The sequence below is a fragment of the Amycolatopsis sp. NPDC051903 genome (genome assembly GCF_044452505.1).
Lineage (GTDB): Bacteria > Actinomycetota > Actinomycetes > Mycobacteriales > Pseudonocardiaceae > Amycolatopsis.
In genome coordinates this window covers 102,403-117,667 of record NZ_JBITBT010000028.1, presented here as the reverse complement: position 1 = coordinate 117,667, position 15,265 = coordinate 102,403, and the positions used below count along the sequence as shown (strand labels likewise).

Genomic DNA, 15,265 nt, shown 5'->3' with positions numbered 1-15,265 from the left:
TCCGTTTCGCACGACCCCCGCGGCGCGCGGGCGCGGGCGGCGCGGGGGGGGGGGGTGCGTTTTTTTTCTCCCGCGGGGGCCGGGGGGGGGGGGGCCCCCCCCCCCCCCCCCCCCACGCGGTGATCACCAGGGGTTGTTGTCCTGCTCGTCCGGGTCGACGCCGCCCACGCGGCGCGTCGGCGGGGTGGCCGGCGGAGTCGCACCACCGGACGGCGGCGGAGTGGCCGCGCCACCCGAAGGCGCCGGCGGTGCGGGCGGAACCGGGGGTGCCGGTTCTTCGCCGGGGCCGTCCTCGGGCTCGTCCGGGTCCGGGAAGCGGCTGCTGAGGTTGGAAAGCAGCGCCGTGCGGGTTTCCTGGTCCTCGTCGCCGAGGTTCTCGGTCATGACCTCGGCCACGCGCTCGGTGATGCCCGACTGGGCGCGGCGCATGGTGGTCAGCACCATGCGCGCCAGCTCCTCCGGCGGCATCGTGCGCGTCTTCGACCCGAACACCAGGTCCGACACCACACCGTCGGCGCCGACGGTGACCCTGACGGTGCCGTCGGGGCTCGACGCCGTGAGGCGCAGCCGTTCCGTTTCCTGCTGGGCGGCCGCGTAGCGCTCCGCCTTGCGGGCGAACCCGGCCGCCCACTCGTCCATCCGCCGGATCGCCTCGTCGGGGTCCCTGATCAGGTCACCCAACCCTCCCGCACTGGTCATGACGCTCGTACTCCTCGATTTGCTTCCTGCTTCGAAACTGCGTGTGGCGCCGGGTGGCTCAGCCGCCCGGCGCCACGGTCAGGGCCGGTCCCCTACTCGGTGACCGTGCCGATGCGGAACGACGACGGGTCCGCCGCCGGCTCCTGCACCGTCGTGCCGACGCGGAACCGCGACGGGTCGACGCCGGACGAGTAGCTCTCCGGGGTGGTGCCGACGTTCGCGCGCCGCAAGGTGGCCGAGTCGCCGTCGCCCGTGAGGCCCGCCGCGTCGTCGCTGTTGCTGAGCGAACGCAGGAACGGCTGAGCCTGGGACTCGTCGCGGTCGCGGTAGCCCTGCGCCGCGCTGCGGACGTTGTCCGCCGTCGTCTGCATGCCCTCGGCCGCGGCGCTCACCGTGTCCTTGGCCTGCTGTCCCGTCGGGTTGACGATCGGCGGGAGGAACGCGCAGAGCAGGCCGTACGCGTCATCGCTCAACGCGTAGTCCGCCGCCTGCACGGCGTTGTTCAGGCGGTCGTGGAGACCGTCGAGGTGGCTGGCGTGCGCCACCAGCTCGTCGGGCTGGACTTCGAATCCGCTGCCGCTCGTCATCGCCGCCTCACTTCCAGTCCTTGTTCTTCCAGTCGCCGATCACCGGAGGTGCGACGACCTCGTCGGCGGCGAAGAAACTCGGGTCGTCCGACTCCACGAAGTCGGCCGTCTTGTGCTCCTTGTCCTCCTGGCCCTTGCCGCCGCCCCGGCCGGCCGCGCCCATGCCGCCCATCCCGGGCGACCCGGCCGCGCCCTTGGCACCGGCCGCGCCGGCACCGCCGCGACCGGCGAGCTCCTCCTCGGCCGTGGCGCCGGTGCCGCTGGCGGCACCCGACGCGGCACCCGAGCCGCCGAGACCGCCGCCCTTGATGCCGCCGGCGCCGCCGATCCCGCCACCGCCGCCACCGAGCCGGCTGCTGATGCTCTCACCGTTGACGCCGCCACCGCGGCCGATGGTCGGGATCTTGCCCGATCCCCCGCCGGCGCCGCCGCCGGAGCCCCCGAGCGAGCTGCCGCCGACACCGCTGCCCGGGTTGAACGGCGGCGGCGTGAAGCCGGCACCGGAACCCGAGCCACCGCCCAAGCCGCCGCCCCCGGCGCCGCCGCCGGGCACGTTCAGCGGAGGCGGGTTGAAGCCCGAACCGCCGCCGAGGCCGCCGCCACCCGGGCCGTCCGGCACGTTCAGCGGAGGCGGCGTGAAGCTCGAGGCCTTCGTGGTGTCGTCGCCACCGCCGCCGCCGAGACCGCCGCCACCGACGCCACCCCCGCCGAACCCGCTGCCGTTCGGGCCGTCGGGCACGTTGAGCGGTGGCGCGGTGAAGCCCCCGCCGCCACCACCGGCACCGCCGCCGGCTCCGGAGCCGGAGAAGCCGCTGCCGTCGGGACCGTCCGGCACGTTGAGCGGCGGCGCGGTGAAGCCCGAGCCACCCCCGGCGCCACCACCGGCTCCCCCTCCGGCGCCGCCACCGGCACCCCCGGCGCCACCACCGAGCGCACCGCCACCGGGGCCGCCGTCGGCCGAGAACGCGTCGGCCCCGCCGGCACCACCGGCTCCCCCGCCGGCGCCGCCCGCGCCGCCGCCGCTCGCTCCACCGGCACCGGCGGAGCCGGGCAGCTTCGGCGGCGCGGCGAACTGCGGGGTCACGACGGCCGACCCGATCGTGTTGTCGAACTGCGTCATGATCTGGGCCGCCTGGCCGCGCGCGGCCTGCTGCTCCGTGTAAGTCGCCATGGCCTTGCCCGCCGCGGCAGCGTACTCGGCCGGGTCCTTGATCTGCTGCAGCTGCTGGTTGGTCTGCTGCAGGTCGAACTGCACGGGCGGGTTGGCCGCCATCGCGATCTGCGTCTCGTTCAGCGCTTGGGAGTGGATCTCCTGCTGCCGTCCGGCGAGCGTCGCGCCCTGAGCGGTGGTACCGAGCCACTGGCCGACGTTCGCGAGGTGCTCGCGCGCGGCGTCACCGCCGGCGCCCTGCCAGTTCGAGGTGCTCGCGTTGATCGCCTTGGCCAGGTTCTGCTGGTGCGTGGCGAGCTCGTTGCCGACGCGCACCCACTCCTCCGACGACTCGGCGACCTTCGCCGAATCGGCCTGCTGCGTGATCGCCTGCACCATCTGCTCGTGCGTCGCCTGCGACCAGTCGGTCGTCGGGGCGCCGCCGGTCTGGCGGATCTGCAGGCCCTGGTTCAGACCACCCTTCGACTCCACGAGCTTCTGCTCGTAGAGGTCCTGGATCTTGTCGTTGCGCGTCTTCGGGTCGACAGTGGGGCCGAGCCAGCCCTTGGCGATCTCGTCGTCGATCTCCTTGGTCGCCTCGGCGCGGATCTGATCACCGGAGGCGACGTCGTCCGGTTTGACCGGGCCGACGTAGTACTTGGACGACGAGTCGGCCGTCACGTCGTAGTAGGGGCTGTGCGGGTCGTAGTCCGGCGACGACGGGTCGGAAACCGTCGAGGTGGACGAGTCGGTCGGTGACACGGGGTCCTCCTCAGGAAAGCTCGTCGACGGGGAGCTGCTTCAGCGAGTCCCGGGACCCGGCGTCGCTGTCGCGGTAGTTCTGCTTGGCCAGCTTGATCGCCTCGACGTACGTCGGGAACTCCTGCTTCGCCGCCTGCAGCTGCGTCAGCAGCCCCTGCGCGTCGCTGGCCGTGTTGAGCATGTGGCTCGCCACCCACTTGCCGGTGGCCGTCTCGGACATCAACGGGCTCTGGCCCAGTTTCTGCAGAGCGTCCCACCGCGACTGAAGGGTGTCGATCACACCTTCGAGCGATTCGATCATCTGGTTGCCGGTGCTGTCGTCCACCGCGAAACTGCCGGACTCCGCCAGCTGCTTGAGCGCGGTTCCGGACAAGCGCGGGGTCAGTTCGCGCGCCGTCGCCGGGACCGGCGTCGTGTCGTCGGCCATCGGGCTCCCTCCTCGTTCTTCCGCGCGCTCGTCAGTAGACGGCGGCGATGGCGTTTTGCACGGCGCGGGCCACCTCGGACCGCCCTGCGGGGACGTACTGCGCGCTGAGCTCACCGGACGCACCGGTGGTGGTGTGGATCAAGTAGCGGCCGTCGGCGGTGTCGAGCCAGCTCAGCGGGTCGGCGACCAGCCGCTCGCCCCGCCGGCCGATGCCGGTGACGGTGATGTGCCCGCCGCCCAGCCGCGGCGCGGCCATGACGCGTTCGAGCACTTCGGTACTGCCCTCGGACCGCCGCACGCGGGGATCCGGGCGCCGCGGCTGGACGGTGCCGCGCACCTCGATCATCCCGAACGCGTCGGTTTCTTCTTCGTCCTCCGCGGCCTCGGCCATCCGCCGGGCCGTCATCGCGGACACCGAGCGCGTCGCCTCGCGGCGGACGGTGTGGGTGCCGGTGGACGCCGGACGGGCCGGGGGCAGGACGCCGGCGAGGACCTCGACGAGGTCCTCGTCCGCGAAGAGGGAGAAGAGGAGCTCGTCCGTGCGGGGGTCCTGCGTGATCCCGACCGCCTGCCTGCCGTCGGAGAGCGCGAGCACCGCGATGTCGGCGCCGACGCCGTCGATCCCGGTCACCGCCACGGAAACGCGCGGCCGGGCGAGCAGCCCGAACGCCGTGCGCACGTGGGGGTTGAGCTCACCGTGCGCGGAGAGCCTGCGCTCCTCCATCGCCCGGTAGACCTGCGTCGCCACGCGGACGAAGCGCACCTGATCCGAAGGCACCGTGCCGATCCGCAAGGGGTACTGGCGGATGTCCCCGCCGGTTGCCTGACCGACCACAAGAGCTTCGACGACGTCGAGAACGAACTCGAACCTGTCCGCCATACCCGAGAGCATCCTTCCGCAAGGCGGGTCGTGCACGGCCTGGGGCCGCGGTCCGGACACCTGTGCCGAAACCGGCGCTGATGTCACTGATCGGAGCCTAGCAGTCCTGGTGTGGCGGGAAATCACCACTCGAACCGGTGCCCGAAAGACCATTCGTCCGTGTCACGCAGGGCACGACCTTCGCGCCCGTCCGCCTCTGTCACGTGCGCCGCCGCCGATCCGGTTCACCGGAGTCCGGAGAAATTTCGGGGGCGCCGGCGAACCGCGGTTCAGCCGAGCCGCGACTGGTACACGCGCAGGTTGAGCCGCACCAGTTCGAGCAGCGGCACGGAGACGCCGAGAGCGTGGGCGCGGTCGACGAGGTCGCCGAAGATCTGCTCGCCTTCCACGGGCTGGCCGGAAGTGAGATCCCGGTACAACGACGGCGCGCGGGGCGAGCCGATCTCGGTCACGGTCGCGCGGGCGTTTTCGAGCGCGGACGCCGCCAGGGGGTGGCCGGCCGCTTCCGCGACGGCCGCGCACTCGGCGACCACGGCCTCGGCGAAGGCGATCCCGCCGGGCTGCCCGGCGACGTCGCCGACGGTGCCGCGCAGGAGTGAGGTCACCGCGCCGATCGAGGCGATGAAGGCCCACTTCGCCCACATCCGCGCCGTGATGTCCGGTGCCAGCGCCGTGGGGAAGCCGGCATCCGAGAGCAGGGCGTGCACGTCGGCGAGCTCAGGCGGGACCGGCTCGCTGCGGGCGCCGTAGGTGAGCGACTGCATGTCCACGAGCCGCCGGATGTCACCGGCACCGTCCACAGTGGTCGCGACGATCGCGACGCCGCCGAGCACCCGCTCCTCGCCGAAGCGCGCGGCGAGCACGTCGACGTGACGCATGCCGTTGAGCACGGGCAGCACGAGAGTGCGGGGGCCGACGGCCGGCGCCACGTCCTCGGCGGCCCGTTCGAGCCCGGCCGCCTTGACCGTGAACAGCACGACGTCGTAGGGGTCGGTCAGCCGGTCGGCTTCGACGAGGTTCGGCGTCAGCACCGTCTCCTCACCGAGGCCCGTGATGCGCAGGCCGCGTTCCGCCAGGAGCTTCGCCCGTCCCGGGCGCACCAGGAACGTCACGTCGCGCCCGGCCTGCTGCAGCCGCCCGCCGAAGAACCCGCCGGTCGCACCGGCGCCCACCACCAGGATCCGCTTCCCGCTCGTCATCCCGCCGACGCTAGGCCCCTGACTTTCCATACACAAGCCAGAGTCCGGCTTCTCACACCCCGGTCACCCCGTCGACCCCCTCGCGCAGGAAGTCGGCGTGGCCGTTGTGGCGGGCGTACTCGTGGATCAGGTGCAGCATCACCAGCCGCAGCGACACGTCCTCGCCCCAGCGCGCGTTGTGGACGACGACGTCGAGCGACTCGGCCGCCGCCTCGATGCGCCGCGAGTGCTCAACCTCTTCCTGCCACGCGGCGAACGCTTCCGCGCGCGTCGACTCCGTCGCGTCGTAGGCGACCTGGTAGTCGCCGTCGGGCGACCAGACGAGCGGCACGTCCTCGCCGCCGACGACCCGGCGGAACCACGTGCGCTCGACCTCGGCCAGGTGCCGCACCAGCCCCAGCAGCGACAGCGTCGACGGCGGCATCGAGCGTTGCCGCAGCTGCTCGTCGGACAGGCCATCGCACTTCATCGCGAGCGTCGCGCGGTGGAAGTCCAGGAACGCCCGCAGCATCTCCCGCTCCCCCGCGATCGACGGCGGTCCGATCCGCTCCGTCGCCATGGTTCCCCCTTCGCCGTGGCCACTGCCGCGCTCAGGCTACCGGCGCGCCGGGGTGTGCCGGCAGCGCGGCGCCCGGCGGCGAAGTAGGCGTCCCGTCTCGTGTGGACGGTTCAGCGCGGGCCCGCCTGCCGGCGGGCCTCCAGGAACACCAGCGGTGCCAGCACCAGGCAGCACGCGCCGATCACCGCGGCGACGAGCACGGTGGCGGCGGGCAGACCGTGCGCGATCGACAGGAGCCCGACACCGATCACGGGCCCGCCGAGGCCGACGTAGCTGACCACGTAGTACGTGCCGATCACCGCGCCGCGCTCGGCGGGCGGGGTGACGACGGTGAGCTCGGCGAGCGCGCCGGTGAACACGAGCCCGTGGCCGGTCCCGGTGCCGAGCATCGCCGGGACCACGAGCCAGGGCAGACCGGCTTCGCCGGAGAGGACGAGCAGCGCCAGTCCGGCGGCGAGGACGACGAGCCCGCTCGCCTGCGCGGCGATCGGGGCCACCTTGCGGGCGCCGAACTGGACGAACCCGGACGTGGCGATCATCAGCGCGAGCGCCGCGGCGGCGATCGCGAGGTTCGCCGAACCCAGCGTGCTCGAAACGAGCGAGGGCACCACCGCCGAGAACATCCCGAGCACCGCCCAGGCCAGGAACGACGACGCCCCGGCCACGAGGAACGTCCGCCGGACCACCGGCGGCACACCGAGCCGGGGCAGGCGACGGCGCTGCGGCCGGGCCGGGCGCGGCGTCCGGATCGCTGGTGGGGTACGCGCCACGAGCGCGGCGACGACGGCCACCGCCGCGGCGTGGACCACGAACGGCAGGTGCCGCGGCAGCGGGCCGTACTGCGCGAGCAGCCCGCCGGCGAGCGGGCCGAGGGCGAGCCCGAAGGTGACGCACGCCGTCGCCGTCGTGGCCGCGCGGCGCTGACCGCGCGCGTCCTGACCCGCGCTGTCGTTGAGCATCGCCTGCGCGGCGGCGGCGCCCGCGCCCATGCCGAGGCCCTGCAGGATCCGCGCGACGAACAGCCAGCCCGCGCCGGGCGCGAGCGCGAAGACCACGTCTCCGGCGAAGAACGCGGCCAGCCCGGCCAGCATCAGCGGCCGGCGGCCCACGGCGTCCGACAGCGGGCCCGCGATCAGCAAGCCGGGCACGATCACGGCCACGGCGACCGCGTACAGCAGGGTCTGGACCAGTGCCGAGAAGCCGAACGTAGCGCGCAGCAACGCATACAGCGCGCTCGGCACGTTGTTGCCGACGTACAGCGCGGCGAGCGTCGCCGCGCCGGCCGCGAACGCCCCGCGTCCGGCGGACACGGGGACCTCGGCCAGACGGGGCTCCGACATGACCGGAACCGTAGAACGTTGGCTTTCGCTACACAAGTCAGCTCGGCCGGAAAACGCCGGGAAGGGGCGCCCCGCGCACGGGACGCCCCTTCCCGGCGGTTCGGCTTCAGCCGACCGGTTCGACCAGCGGCACGGGTTCCTTCGACCGCCAGGGCCGGTACCAGAGCATGTCCTCGCGCTGCACGGGCCGGCCACACTCGTCGCACGAGGTGGCGGGCCGGGTGCGGGCGCCGCACGTGCGGTGGACGATCCGCATGCGCCCGGCGGGCGGTTCCGCGCTGGTGTGCTCGTCGCCCCAGGCGGCGAGGGTCAGCAGCACCGGCAGCGCGTCGGCGCCGGCCTGGGTGAGGCGGTACTCGTGGCGCGTGCGGCCGCCGTCGCGGTAGGGCACGCGGGCCAGCAGGCCGGCTTCGGTGAGCTTGGCCAGCCGGGTGCTCAGCACGTTGTCCGCGATGCCGAGTTCGGCGCGGAAGTCGTCGAAGCGCGTGGTTCCCGTGGTGGCGTTGCGGAGGATCAGCAGCGTCCACGGCTCACCCAGCACGTCGACCGCCCGGGCGATCGGGCACGCGTGCCCGGACCACTGGATGCGACGGACCATCACCGCTCCCTCCTGTGCAGCTGTCTTGCGCGCAGCAAGCCGTCCTCGACGGTAGCACGCTGCGGGGGTTGCGCCGGACATCGCAATCGCGTTCCGCACAACGGCCGAGCACAGCCCTTTCACAGCAACACACAGGAAACGAACAGGCGAAAACCGCTGCAACTCAAGCGTTCCGCACGTTGTCCAGACATGGCCCGGCCTCTCAGATGGACGCTGGCCGCCGCAGGTCTCACCGCGACGGTCCTCACCACGGCGATCGCGATCACCGCGAGCACCCGGCACGACACCCCGGTCGCGGCGGTCGTGCCGGCGTCGCCACCGACGTCGTCGGACCCGCCGAGCAGCAGCGAGCCGCCGACGCCGACTTCGACCACGCCGGCCACGCCGCTGCCGGATCCTTCGGAGGTGGCGGACAAGGTCACGGACGCCGTCACCGCCGCGTCGAAGGGCACGCAGGTGGGACTCGTGGTCTACGACGAGAAGACGGGCAAGACGATCGCGGAGGCCGATCCCGACAAGCCGTACTACACGGCGTCGGTGGTCAAACTGCTGATCGCGCTCGATTCGCTCTACGACGACGGCACCTGGCAGGTCCCCGAAGGCGACGACGCGGAGGACCTCACCGACATGCTCGCCGGCAGCGACGACGCCATCGCCTCCCGGCTGTGGGAGGAAGGCGGCGACACCGCGATCATCAGCCGGATGACCGACCTCATCGGACTGTCGCACACGCTCGCGCCGACCGATCCCGGCGAGTGGGGCATGACGAAGATGAGTCCCGGCGACGTCGTCACCACCTACCGCTACCTCGAGAACACCGTCCCCGACGCCACGGCGCAACCACTGCTCACCGCGCTCGCCGACGCGCGCCAGCCCGCCGACGACGGCTACCCCCAGTACTTCGGCATCCCCGACGGGCTGCCCGGTTCGACGTGGGAGATCAAGCAGGGCTGGATGATCCTGCGGTCCGCGCTCGTGCTCAACACCACCGGCATCGTCGACTCGCGGTACGTGGTGGTGCTCTTCACGCAGCAGCGGGCCGGCACGTCGTCGGCGAAGGGCCGCGCCGCGGTGACGGCGGGGATCAAGGCGCTGGCACCGGCGCTCGCCGCGTGGACGGCGGACTGAAAACCGGTGGCCCGGAGTGATCTTGCCGGTTATCGTCGAGGTATGAGAGAGGAGATGAAGCTCGCGGAAGCACTGGCGCTGCGTGCCGACGCGACCAAGCGGGTCGAGCAGCTGCGCACGCGGATCGTCGCGAGCGCGCGTTACCAGGAGGGCGAAGAGCCGGCCGAGAACGCGGCCGACCTGCTCACCGAAGCCGGCACCACCCTCGACGAACTCGAGGACCTGATCCGGCGCATCAACCGCACCAACGCGCAGACCCCGCTGGGCGACGGCACCGTCACGGACGCCCTCGCCCGCCGCGACGCACTGCGCCTGCGCCACTCCGTCCTCACCGCCGCGGCCGACGCCGCGTCCGGCCGCGGGCACGGCGTCGCGCGCCAGCTGCGGTCCGAACTGCGCCAGCTGGCCGCCCTCCCCGTGGCCGAACTGCGCGACCGCGCCGACCGCGTCGCCCTGGACCTGCGCACGCTCGACGTCGACATCCAGCGCACCAACTGGGAAGCCGACCTGCTTCCCTGAACCTCCCGGCGCGGAAGCCGGTAACCACCCGGACGAACGCGAGCACACACCGAGGGCCGGCGGTCAATCCGGCTCACCTCCTGGCGCGTGGCGGGCAACGCAGGGGTTCGATCCCCCCACGGACAGCGCAGCCCAGCACGGCGCACAGGTGACGGTGTACGTGGCACAACTCATCACCGCGTGCTGGTTCGTCCGGGATGGTGAGGGTGGGTAAGGGGAACTTCCGCGCCCGGGTGTCGCCGGGGTGGTGTTCTGGTCGGGTGACCAGGACACCACCCCGGTGATTTCGTCTGTTGTGGAGGCCCGTGCACTCCCCCTAGCTGCTCGACCCCGTTGCCGCGGGCACCGGCGTCGAACTGCTCCCTGCACCTGCGGATTGCGGAGGCTGATAGTCACTCAGCGGCTTCCAGGGGACGTTGCTGGGAGAGTCAGGCGGCCGCTCAACGATGTCGCCCGCCTTGGCGTTCGGGTCGTAGTTGGGGCCGAACATGTGGGGGTACACCACAGGGTGGGCATCCTTCCCGTCGACGTACCCGACTACCTTGCCAGCGGGAATGGACCCGTCATGGGCCCATTCCTTCTGCTGCCAATGCGAATGCTTGTAGCCCATTTCGCCGTTCACATCATGGAAGTTGGGGCTCCCCGAGGTGTCGATCTTGTAGAGGTAAGGCCTGTTGAGGCCGATTCGTGAGTTGGTGCCAGACCATTCCGATGTGGACACCCATTGGTTGTTTTGGTTGGGCGACAAAACGTGACCAGGTAGGTCCTGGCGCTCCACCTTGTGCCCTTCGCCCGCGTTCAGGTGTGTGTCCTCCTTGCTCTCCATGCCAGTCGATTGGATTTTGTCCGGAGGCCGGCCGTCCCAGCGGTACACGTGGTCCGGAAGCTGCGACGGTCCGAGCGGCGACGGCGGTGGCTCAACTGGTGCGGGTGCCTGTTGTTTCTTCTTGAACGGGTTGAGGTTGCCCAGAGCGTTCTTGATCCCCGTCATGCACGTCGGCATCAACCCCAGCGGGTCGAGGTACGCGAGGGGGTTGTCGACGTACGCGTGGTTGTTCGGTGCGGGGTTCAGGCCCAGCGGGTCAGGGCTCAGGTACCCGGCTGTCAACGGGTTGTAGTAGCGGTGGAGGTTGTAGTTGAGCCCCGTTTCGGTGTCGTGGTACTGGCCCGGGAAGCGGAGCGGGAAGTCGGCCTCGCCGACGGGGCGGCCGTGGTCCACCCCCCACACGTCGGTGGTGTGCCAAGCGACGCGGCCGTCGTTCGAAACCAGTTCGGTGGGGGTGCCGACGAGGTCCGTCACGATGGCGTGGAACGCGATGTCCACGGACTCCTGATCGCGGTGCGCGCGGCGCCGGGACTGGGCGACGACCCGGTGCGTGCCGGGCTGCCAATCCCACGTCGTGACGTCGGTGAGACCGGCCGTGGCCACCTGCTGCTCGGCCAGCCGCGTGCCTTCCCAGGTGAACCACGTCTCGGTCACCACCCGTCCGTCGCGGCCGAGACACCGCTTGGCGATGCGCCGGCCGAAGGCGTCGTAGAGGTAGCGCCACGTGCTGCCGTCCGGCGTCGCCACGGCGACCAGCCGGTTCTCGGCATCCCAGGTGTAGGTCCACTGCCGTACGCCGGAAGCGTCCCGCTGGGCAGCGCGCACGACCCGGCCCTCCGCGTCGTGGTGGAACGTGGTGTCGCCGGCCTCGTGCACGAGGTTGCCCGCCGCGCGACGGGTCGTCGGGCCGTGCCCGGTCGGGCTCTCGGCCCGCACCAGGTTGCCGTTCAGGTCGTAGTCGTACGACTCGGTCCACCCGGTCCCGCGCACCGCCCGGACGCGGCCGGCATCGTCGAGCTCGTAGCTGCGGGTGCCGCGGGTGAGATCGCTGATCTGAACGGGCATCCCGTCGGATCGGTAGCTGACGTCACGGTGCAGTAGCGAAGACCCGCCACTGGCGGCCCGGACACACTGCCTCGTGAGCCGGCCGACCGGGTCGTAGCTCTGGTGCAAGGTGATCCCGGCGCCCAGCCGGCGCTCGGTTTCCCGCCCGGCCGCGTCGTGGCCGAACGCGAGCCCGCCGCCCGCGGCCGCGAGGGTGAGCGGGTTGCCCGCCGCGTCGTAGGTCCACACCGATTCCGCGCCGCTGGGTGTGGTACGGGACAGGATTCGGCCGAGTTCGTCGTAGGTGTAGGAAGTCGTGCGGCCGTTGAGGGTCTCGTCGACCACTGCACCGTCGGCGTCATAACCGAACTCGAGCACGTACTCGGGTCCGCGAACTGTGCTCAGCCGTCCGGTCTCGTCATACGACCTGGTGTGCACGCCGTGCTCGGTGCGCGCTTCGACGATCCGGTCCTTCTCGTCGTAGCGGTAGGTTGCCCACTGACCGGCCCCGTTGATCTTCCGGACGCGCCGGCCCAGCTCGTCGTAGGAGTAGGTGCGGGTCGCGCCGTCGAAGTCCTTTTCCAGCACGAGGTTGTCCGCGGCGTCGAATTCGTACTGCCACGTCAGCCCGGTCGGGCCGGTGACCTTCGTGAGCCTGAGTTCGGTGTCGTAGGCATACGTGTAGCGCGCGCCGGCCGGGTCGAGCCGGGCCGTCACCTCCCCGAAAGGACCGTACTCGAACGACGTCTCCGCTCCCGACGGGTTGCGGTAAGCCACCACGTTGCGCTCGGCGTCGTAGTCCCACTCCTCCCTGCTGCCATCGGCCCCGACCCGCCACGACACGAGGCCCTCGACCGTCCACCCCGTGCGGACGATCCCGCCCAGGGGATCGGCCACGGAGGTGAGCCGTCCGAAGACATCCCGTTCGTAGCGCGTGATCCCTCCGGCCGGGTCCAGCATCGCCATCGGCAGGCCAGCCGCGTCGTTCTGGAACCTGGTGACGCGGCCGAGTTCATCGGTGACCGCCACGAGGTCGCCGCGTTCGCCGTACTCGTAGGTGCGCGCGGCACCGTGTGGCCCGGCCTCGGACACCAGGTTGCCGACGCCGTCGTAAGCGAGGCGCCAGGTCTGGCCATCCGAGCCGGTCACCCGGATCGGGCGGCCGGCTTCGTCGTACTCGAACTCGCGGGCCGCACCACCGAGCGACTTCTCCCGCACGGTCCGAGGGCCATCGCCCGGCTCGAGCCGCGCCGTACGGCCCGCCTCGTCCGTCCTGGCCACCTTGGTGCCGAACCGCGTGTACTCGTTGATCGTCTCGGCGCCGAGCGCGTCGACGACCTTCGTCACCTGGTTGAACTCGTTGTAGTGGTAGCGGGTCCGGCGGCCGAGCGAATCGGTCATGGTGGTGACCCGAGCGTCGAGGTCGTACTGGAACGCCGCGGTCAGGACGTTCCCGGTCCCCTCGGTACGCACCACCCGGCTGGCCTCGTCGAAGACGTACCGGTACGTCTGGCCGACGCGGTCGACCCACGCGACCACCCGGTCCTGGTCGTCGTACTCGAACACCATCGGCCGGCCTTGCGAATCGGCAACACGGGTCAGCCGGCCGCGATCGTCGTAACCGAACGACACCACGGGCACGTCCGGCCCACCATTGGTCCGAACCATTCTCAGGTCGGCGACCCGAGGCCCGGCTTCGGTGCCGACCCGCCCGATCCGCACGTGGTAGCCACCGGAGTGCCGCAGATCGGTGGGCACGCCCTGTGCGTCGTGACTGATCGTCATCCAGTTGCCGGAAAGATCGCCCACCGTCTCGAGCGGGCGCGCGGCGCCGGGGACCGCCGGCGCGGGGAAGCTGAACGTGAGCTTCGCCTCGGGGCGGCCGATGAGGATCGTGTCCGTCCCGCGGTTCCACCGAAGCGGCCACCGCGCGCCTTCACTCGGCTCGACCAGGTCGTCGTCGTCCTCAGGCACCGGGTAGTGCAGCACGACACCGTCAGCCGCGACGTAGTGGAGGCCCTGCGCGTCGACCTCGACGCGCTGGTCGAGCGTGGACGCCCATTCCCGCCCGAACCAGCGGCCCCGCCGATAGCCGGACACGTGGGTGCGTTCGAACAAGACCGGCAACAGCCCGGGCAGCTCCAGGTCCTCCTGATCCATGAACATCTCACCGGTCACCACATCAACCGGGTCACCACCGGCGGTCCGTCCCGGCGGCGGTGTCGACTCATCGACCGCGCTCTTTCCGCCATCGCCTGACTTGGCGTTGTCGAGCGACCGAGTCCCGCCTCCGCCACTCGAACTGGGGGTGGTGCTGCCGCCTCCACCCGGCGCCGGGTCCGGATTGGTCTTCGGCGGCGGCTCAGGGTCGGTCTTGGGCGGCGGAGGCGGGTCGCTTTTCGGGGGCGGCAGGGTGTCGCCACCACCGGAACCGGAGGCGTGGGTGGAATCGTCGCCGCCCGATTTGGCGGGTGGGGGCGGGGTGTCGCCGCCGTGGCCGCCGCCGGCGCTGGCGGAGTGCGTGGTGTCGTCGCCGCCGGACTTGGCCGGCGGAGTGTCGTCGGCACCCGACTTGGCGGGCGGCGGCGCGGCGGGCCCGCCCTTCGGGGTGCCGCCACCGCTTCCCGCGGGCTTCGGCGGCCCCTTCGGCATGCCGCCCACGTCGCCACCCTTGCCGGCCGACGAGACCTTCCCACCCTTGATTCCCTTGAGCGCCTTGCCGGCGTCGTCGAACAGGGTGCCGGTGTTCTTCAGCAGGGGAACCAGAGCCTTCATCGCCTTGATCAGCTTGGTCGTGATCTGCGTGATCTGCGACGCCGTTTTCGCCACCGCACTCGCGACTTCACCGCCCACCCACAGGAGGCCGACGCCCAACGTCGCCGCCACCTGCAACGCCCAGCTGATCAGATGCCCGACCAGCTCCGAGATGATGTCCCGGACGAGGGTGCGCACGGCCGCGACGACCTCCCCGGCCGTCTTGACACCGCTCGATGCGCCTTCGCAGCCCTTCTGCACAGACTGCAGCAAGGACGCGGTGTCGCCGGCCCGCCGGCGATACGCATCCGCAGCCGCCCCGGTCCAAGTCTGAAGGTCGGAGTTGACCGCGTCGGTCATGTCCGACGCGATGCTGCCGATTTCCTTCGCCACGTTCGCCCACGTCTCGGCTTGCGCCTTGATCTGGTCCGCGTTGCCCGTCAAACCGTTCAGCGCGTCCTTCAGCGGGCCAACGTGCTCCATCAGCCACGACACCCCGGCCGCGAGGATCGCGCCGAACGGGTCCATCGCCATCGAGAGCGCGTCCAAGCCGGTGCCGACCGCCCCCATCGCCACCGAAGCCCAGTCACCGGACTCGAGCGCCGTGGACAGATCGTTCGCCGTTTCCAGCAGCGAAATCCCCGAATACGCCTTCGTGGAATCTTCCGTCGACGCGATCAACGGATTGCTCATTCCACACCCTCCCCTTCACGAAACAGCGCCACCTCGCCAACGTATGATCATCAGCGCGAGTCCGCCGCCGCGAACGGAGTTTCGGGGCCCATCAGCCCTT

General features: G+C 71.5%; 12 protein-coding genes and 1 pseudogene. 2 read left to right on the top strand and 11 right to left on the bottom strand.

Features of this window, described 5'->3' with window-relative positions; all coding sequences use genetic code 11:
• Nucleotides 1-123: 123 nt before the first annotated feature.
• The 10 genes and pseudogenes from ACIA77_RS38215 to ACIA77_RS38170 all read right to left on the bottom strand — a co-directional run bounded on the left by ACIA77_RS38215 (nt 124) and on the right by ACIA77_RS38170 (nt 8,584).
• Entirely contained in the window at nt 124-699 is a 576-nt protein-coding gene (locus tag ACIA77_RS38215) for a YbaB/EbfC family nucleoid-associated protein (protein WP_395890983.1), read from the bottom strand.
• A 281-nt stretch (nt 700-980) separates the two neighbouring features.
• A pseudogene (locus ACIA77_RS38210) lies at nt 981-1,286 on the bottom strand (type VII secretion target); the annotation flags it as partial.
• 7 nt (nt 1,287-1,293) lie between these two features.
• Nucleotides 1,294-3,198, bottom strand: coding sequence for a hypothetical protein (locus tag ACIA77_RS38205; RefSeq protein ID WP_395890982.1), 1,905 nt, complete (start codon nt 3,196-3,198; stop codon nt 1,294-1,296).
• A 10-nt stretch (nt 3,199-3,208) separates the two neighbouring features.
• A complete protein-coding gene (locus ACIA77_RS38200; RefSeq protein WP_395890981.1) occupies nt 3,209-3,625 on the bottom strand; it encodes a hypothetical protein in 417 nt (138 codons plus the stop codon).
• Between the two features lie 31 nt (nt 3,626-3,656).
• Complete coding sequence (locus tag ACIA77_RS38195; RefSeq protein WP_395890980.1) at nt 3,657-4,505, bottom strand: ESX secretion-associated protein EspG; 849 nt, start codon at nt 4,503-4,505, stop codon at nt 3,657-3,659.
• Nucleotides 4,506-4,774: 269 nt separating this feature from the next.
• Nucleotides 4,775-5,704 carry a ketopantoate reductase family protein gene (locus ACIA77_RS38190; RefSeq protein ID WP_395890979.1) on the bottom strand — a complete coding sequence of 310 codons (930 nt, stop codon included), beginning with the start codon at nt 5,702-5,704 and terminating at the stop codon, nt 4,775-4,777.
• Between the two features lie 52 nt (nt 5,705-5,756).
• Complete coding sequence (locus ACIA77_RS38185) at nt 5,757-6,263, bottom strand: DinB family protein (protein WP_395890978.1); 507 nt, start codon at nt 6,261-6,263, stop codon at nt 5,757-5,759.
• A 110-nt stretch (nt 6,264-6,373) separates the two neighbouring features.
• Nucleotides 6,374-7,603 carry an MFS transporter gene (locus tag ACIA77_RS38180; RefSeq protein WP_395890977.1) on the bottom strand — a complete coding sequence of 410 codons (1,230 nt, stop codon included), beginning with the start codon at nt 7,601-7,603 and terminating at the stop codon, nt 6,374-6,376.
• 106 nt (nt 7,604-7,709) lie between these two features.
• A complete protein-coding gene (locus tag ACIA77_RS38175) occupies nt 7,710-8,201 on the bottom strand; it encodes a winged helix-turn-helix transcriptional regulator (protein WP_395890976.1) in 492 nt (163 codons plus the stop codon).
• Nucleotides 8,202-8,320: 119 nt separating this feature from the next.
• Nucleotides 8,321-8,584 (bottom strand): hypothetical protein, encoded by a 264-nt coding sequence (locus ACIA77_RS38170; RefSeq protein WP_395890975.1) that lies wholly within the window; start codon nt 8,582-8,584, stop codon nt 8,321-8,323.
• Nucleotides 8,585-8,606: 22 nt separating this feature from the next.
• On the opposite strand from ACIA77_RS38170, the gene ACIA77_RS38165 reads away from it, so the two are divergent.
• On the top strand, nt 8,607-9,329 hold the full coding sequence (locus ACIA77_RS38165; RefSeq protein ID WP_395890973.1) for a hypothetical protein: 723 nt from the start codon (nt 8,607-8,609) through the stop codon (nt 9,327-9,329).
• Between the two features lie 42 nt (nt 9,330-9,371).
• Nucleotides 9,372-9,848 carry a DIP1984 family protein gene (locus ACIA77_RS38160; protein ID WP_395890972.1) on the top strand — a complete coding sequence of 159 codons (477 nt, stop codon included), beginning with the start codon at nt 9,372-9,374 and terminating at the stop codon, nt 9,846-9,848.
• A gap of 316 nt (nt 9,849-10,164) precedes the next feature.
• Here ACIA77_RS38160 and ACIA77_RS38155 read toward each other — a convergent pair whose 3' ends face one another.
• Nucleotides 10,165-15,165, bottom strand: coding sequence for a DUF6531 domain-containing protein (locus ACIA77_RS38155; protein WP_395890971.1), 5,001 nt, complete (start codon nt 15,163-15,165; stop codon nt 10,165-10,167).
• Nucleotides 15,166-15,265 lie beyond the last annotated feature (100 nt).

Coding starts and splice junctions, on each gene's coding strand:
- ACIA77_RS38185 (WP_395890978.1), bottom strand. CDS start 6,263: ATGGCGACGGAGCGGATCGGACCGCCGTCGATCGCGGGGGAGCGGGAG.
- ACIA77_RS38155 (WP_395890971.1), bottom strand. CDS start 15,165: ATGAGCAATCCGTTGATCGCGTCGACGGAAGATTCCACGAAGGCGTAT.
- ACIA77_RS38160 (WP_395890972.1), top strand. CDS start 9,372: ATGAGAGAGGAGATGAAGCTCGCGGAAGCACTGGCGCTGCGTGCCGAC.
- ACIA77_RS38180 (WP_395890977.1), bottom strand. CDS start 7,603: ATGTCGGAGCCCCGTCTGGCCGAGGTCCCCGTGTCCGCCGGACGCGGG.
- ACIA77_RS38175 (WP_395890976.1), bottom strand. CDS start 8,201: ATGGTCCGTCGCATCCAGTGGTCCGGGCACGCGTGCCCGATCGCCCGG.
- ACIA77_RS38190 (WP_395890979.1), bottom strand. CDS start 5,704: ATGACGAGCGGGAAGCGGATCCTGGTGGTGGGCGCCGGTGCGACCGGC.
- ACIA77_RS38215 (WP_395890983.1), bottom strand. CDS start 699: ATGACCAGTGCGGGAGGGTTGGGTGACCTGATCAGGGACCCCGACGAG.
- ACIA77_RS38200 (WP_395890981.1), bottom strand. CDS start 3,625: ATGGCCGACGACACGACGCCGGTCCCGGCGACGGCGCGCGAACTGACC.
- ACIA77_RS38195 (WP_395890980.1), bottom strand. CDS start 4,505: ATGGCGGACAGGTTCGAGTTCGTTCTCGACGTCGTCGAAGCTCTTGTG.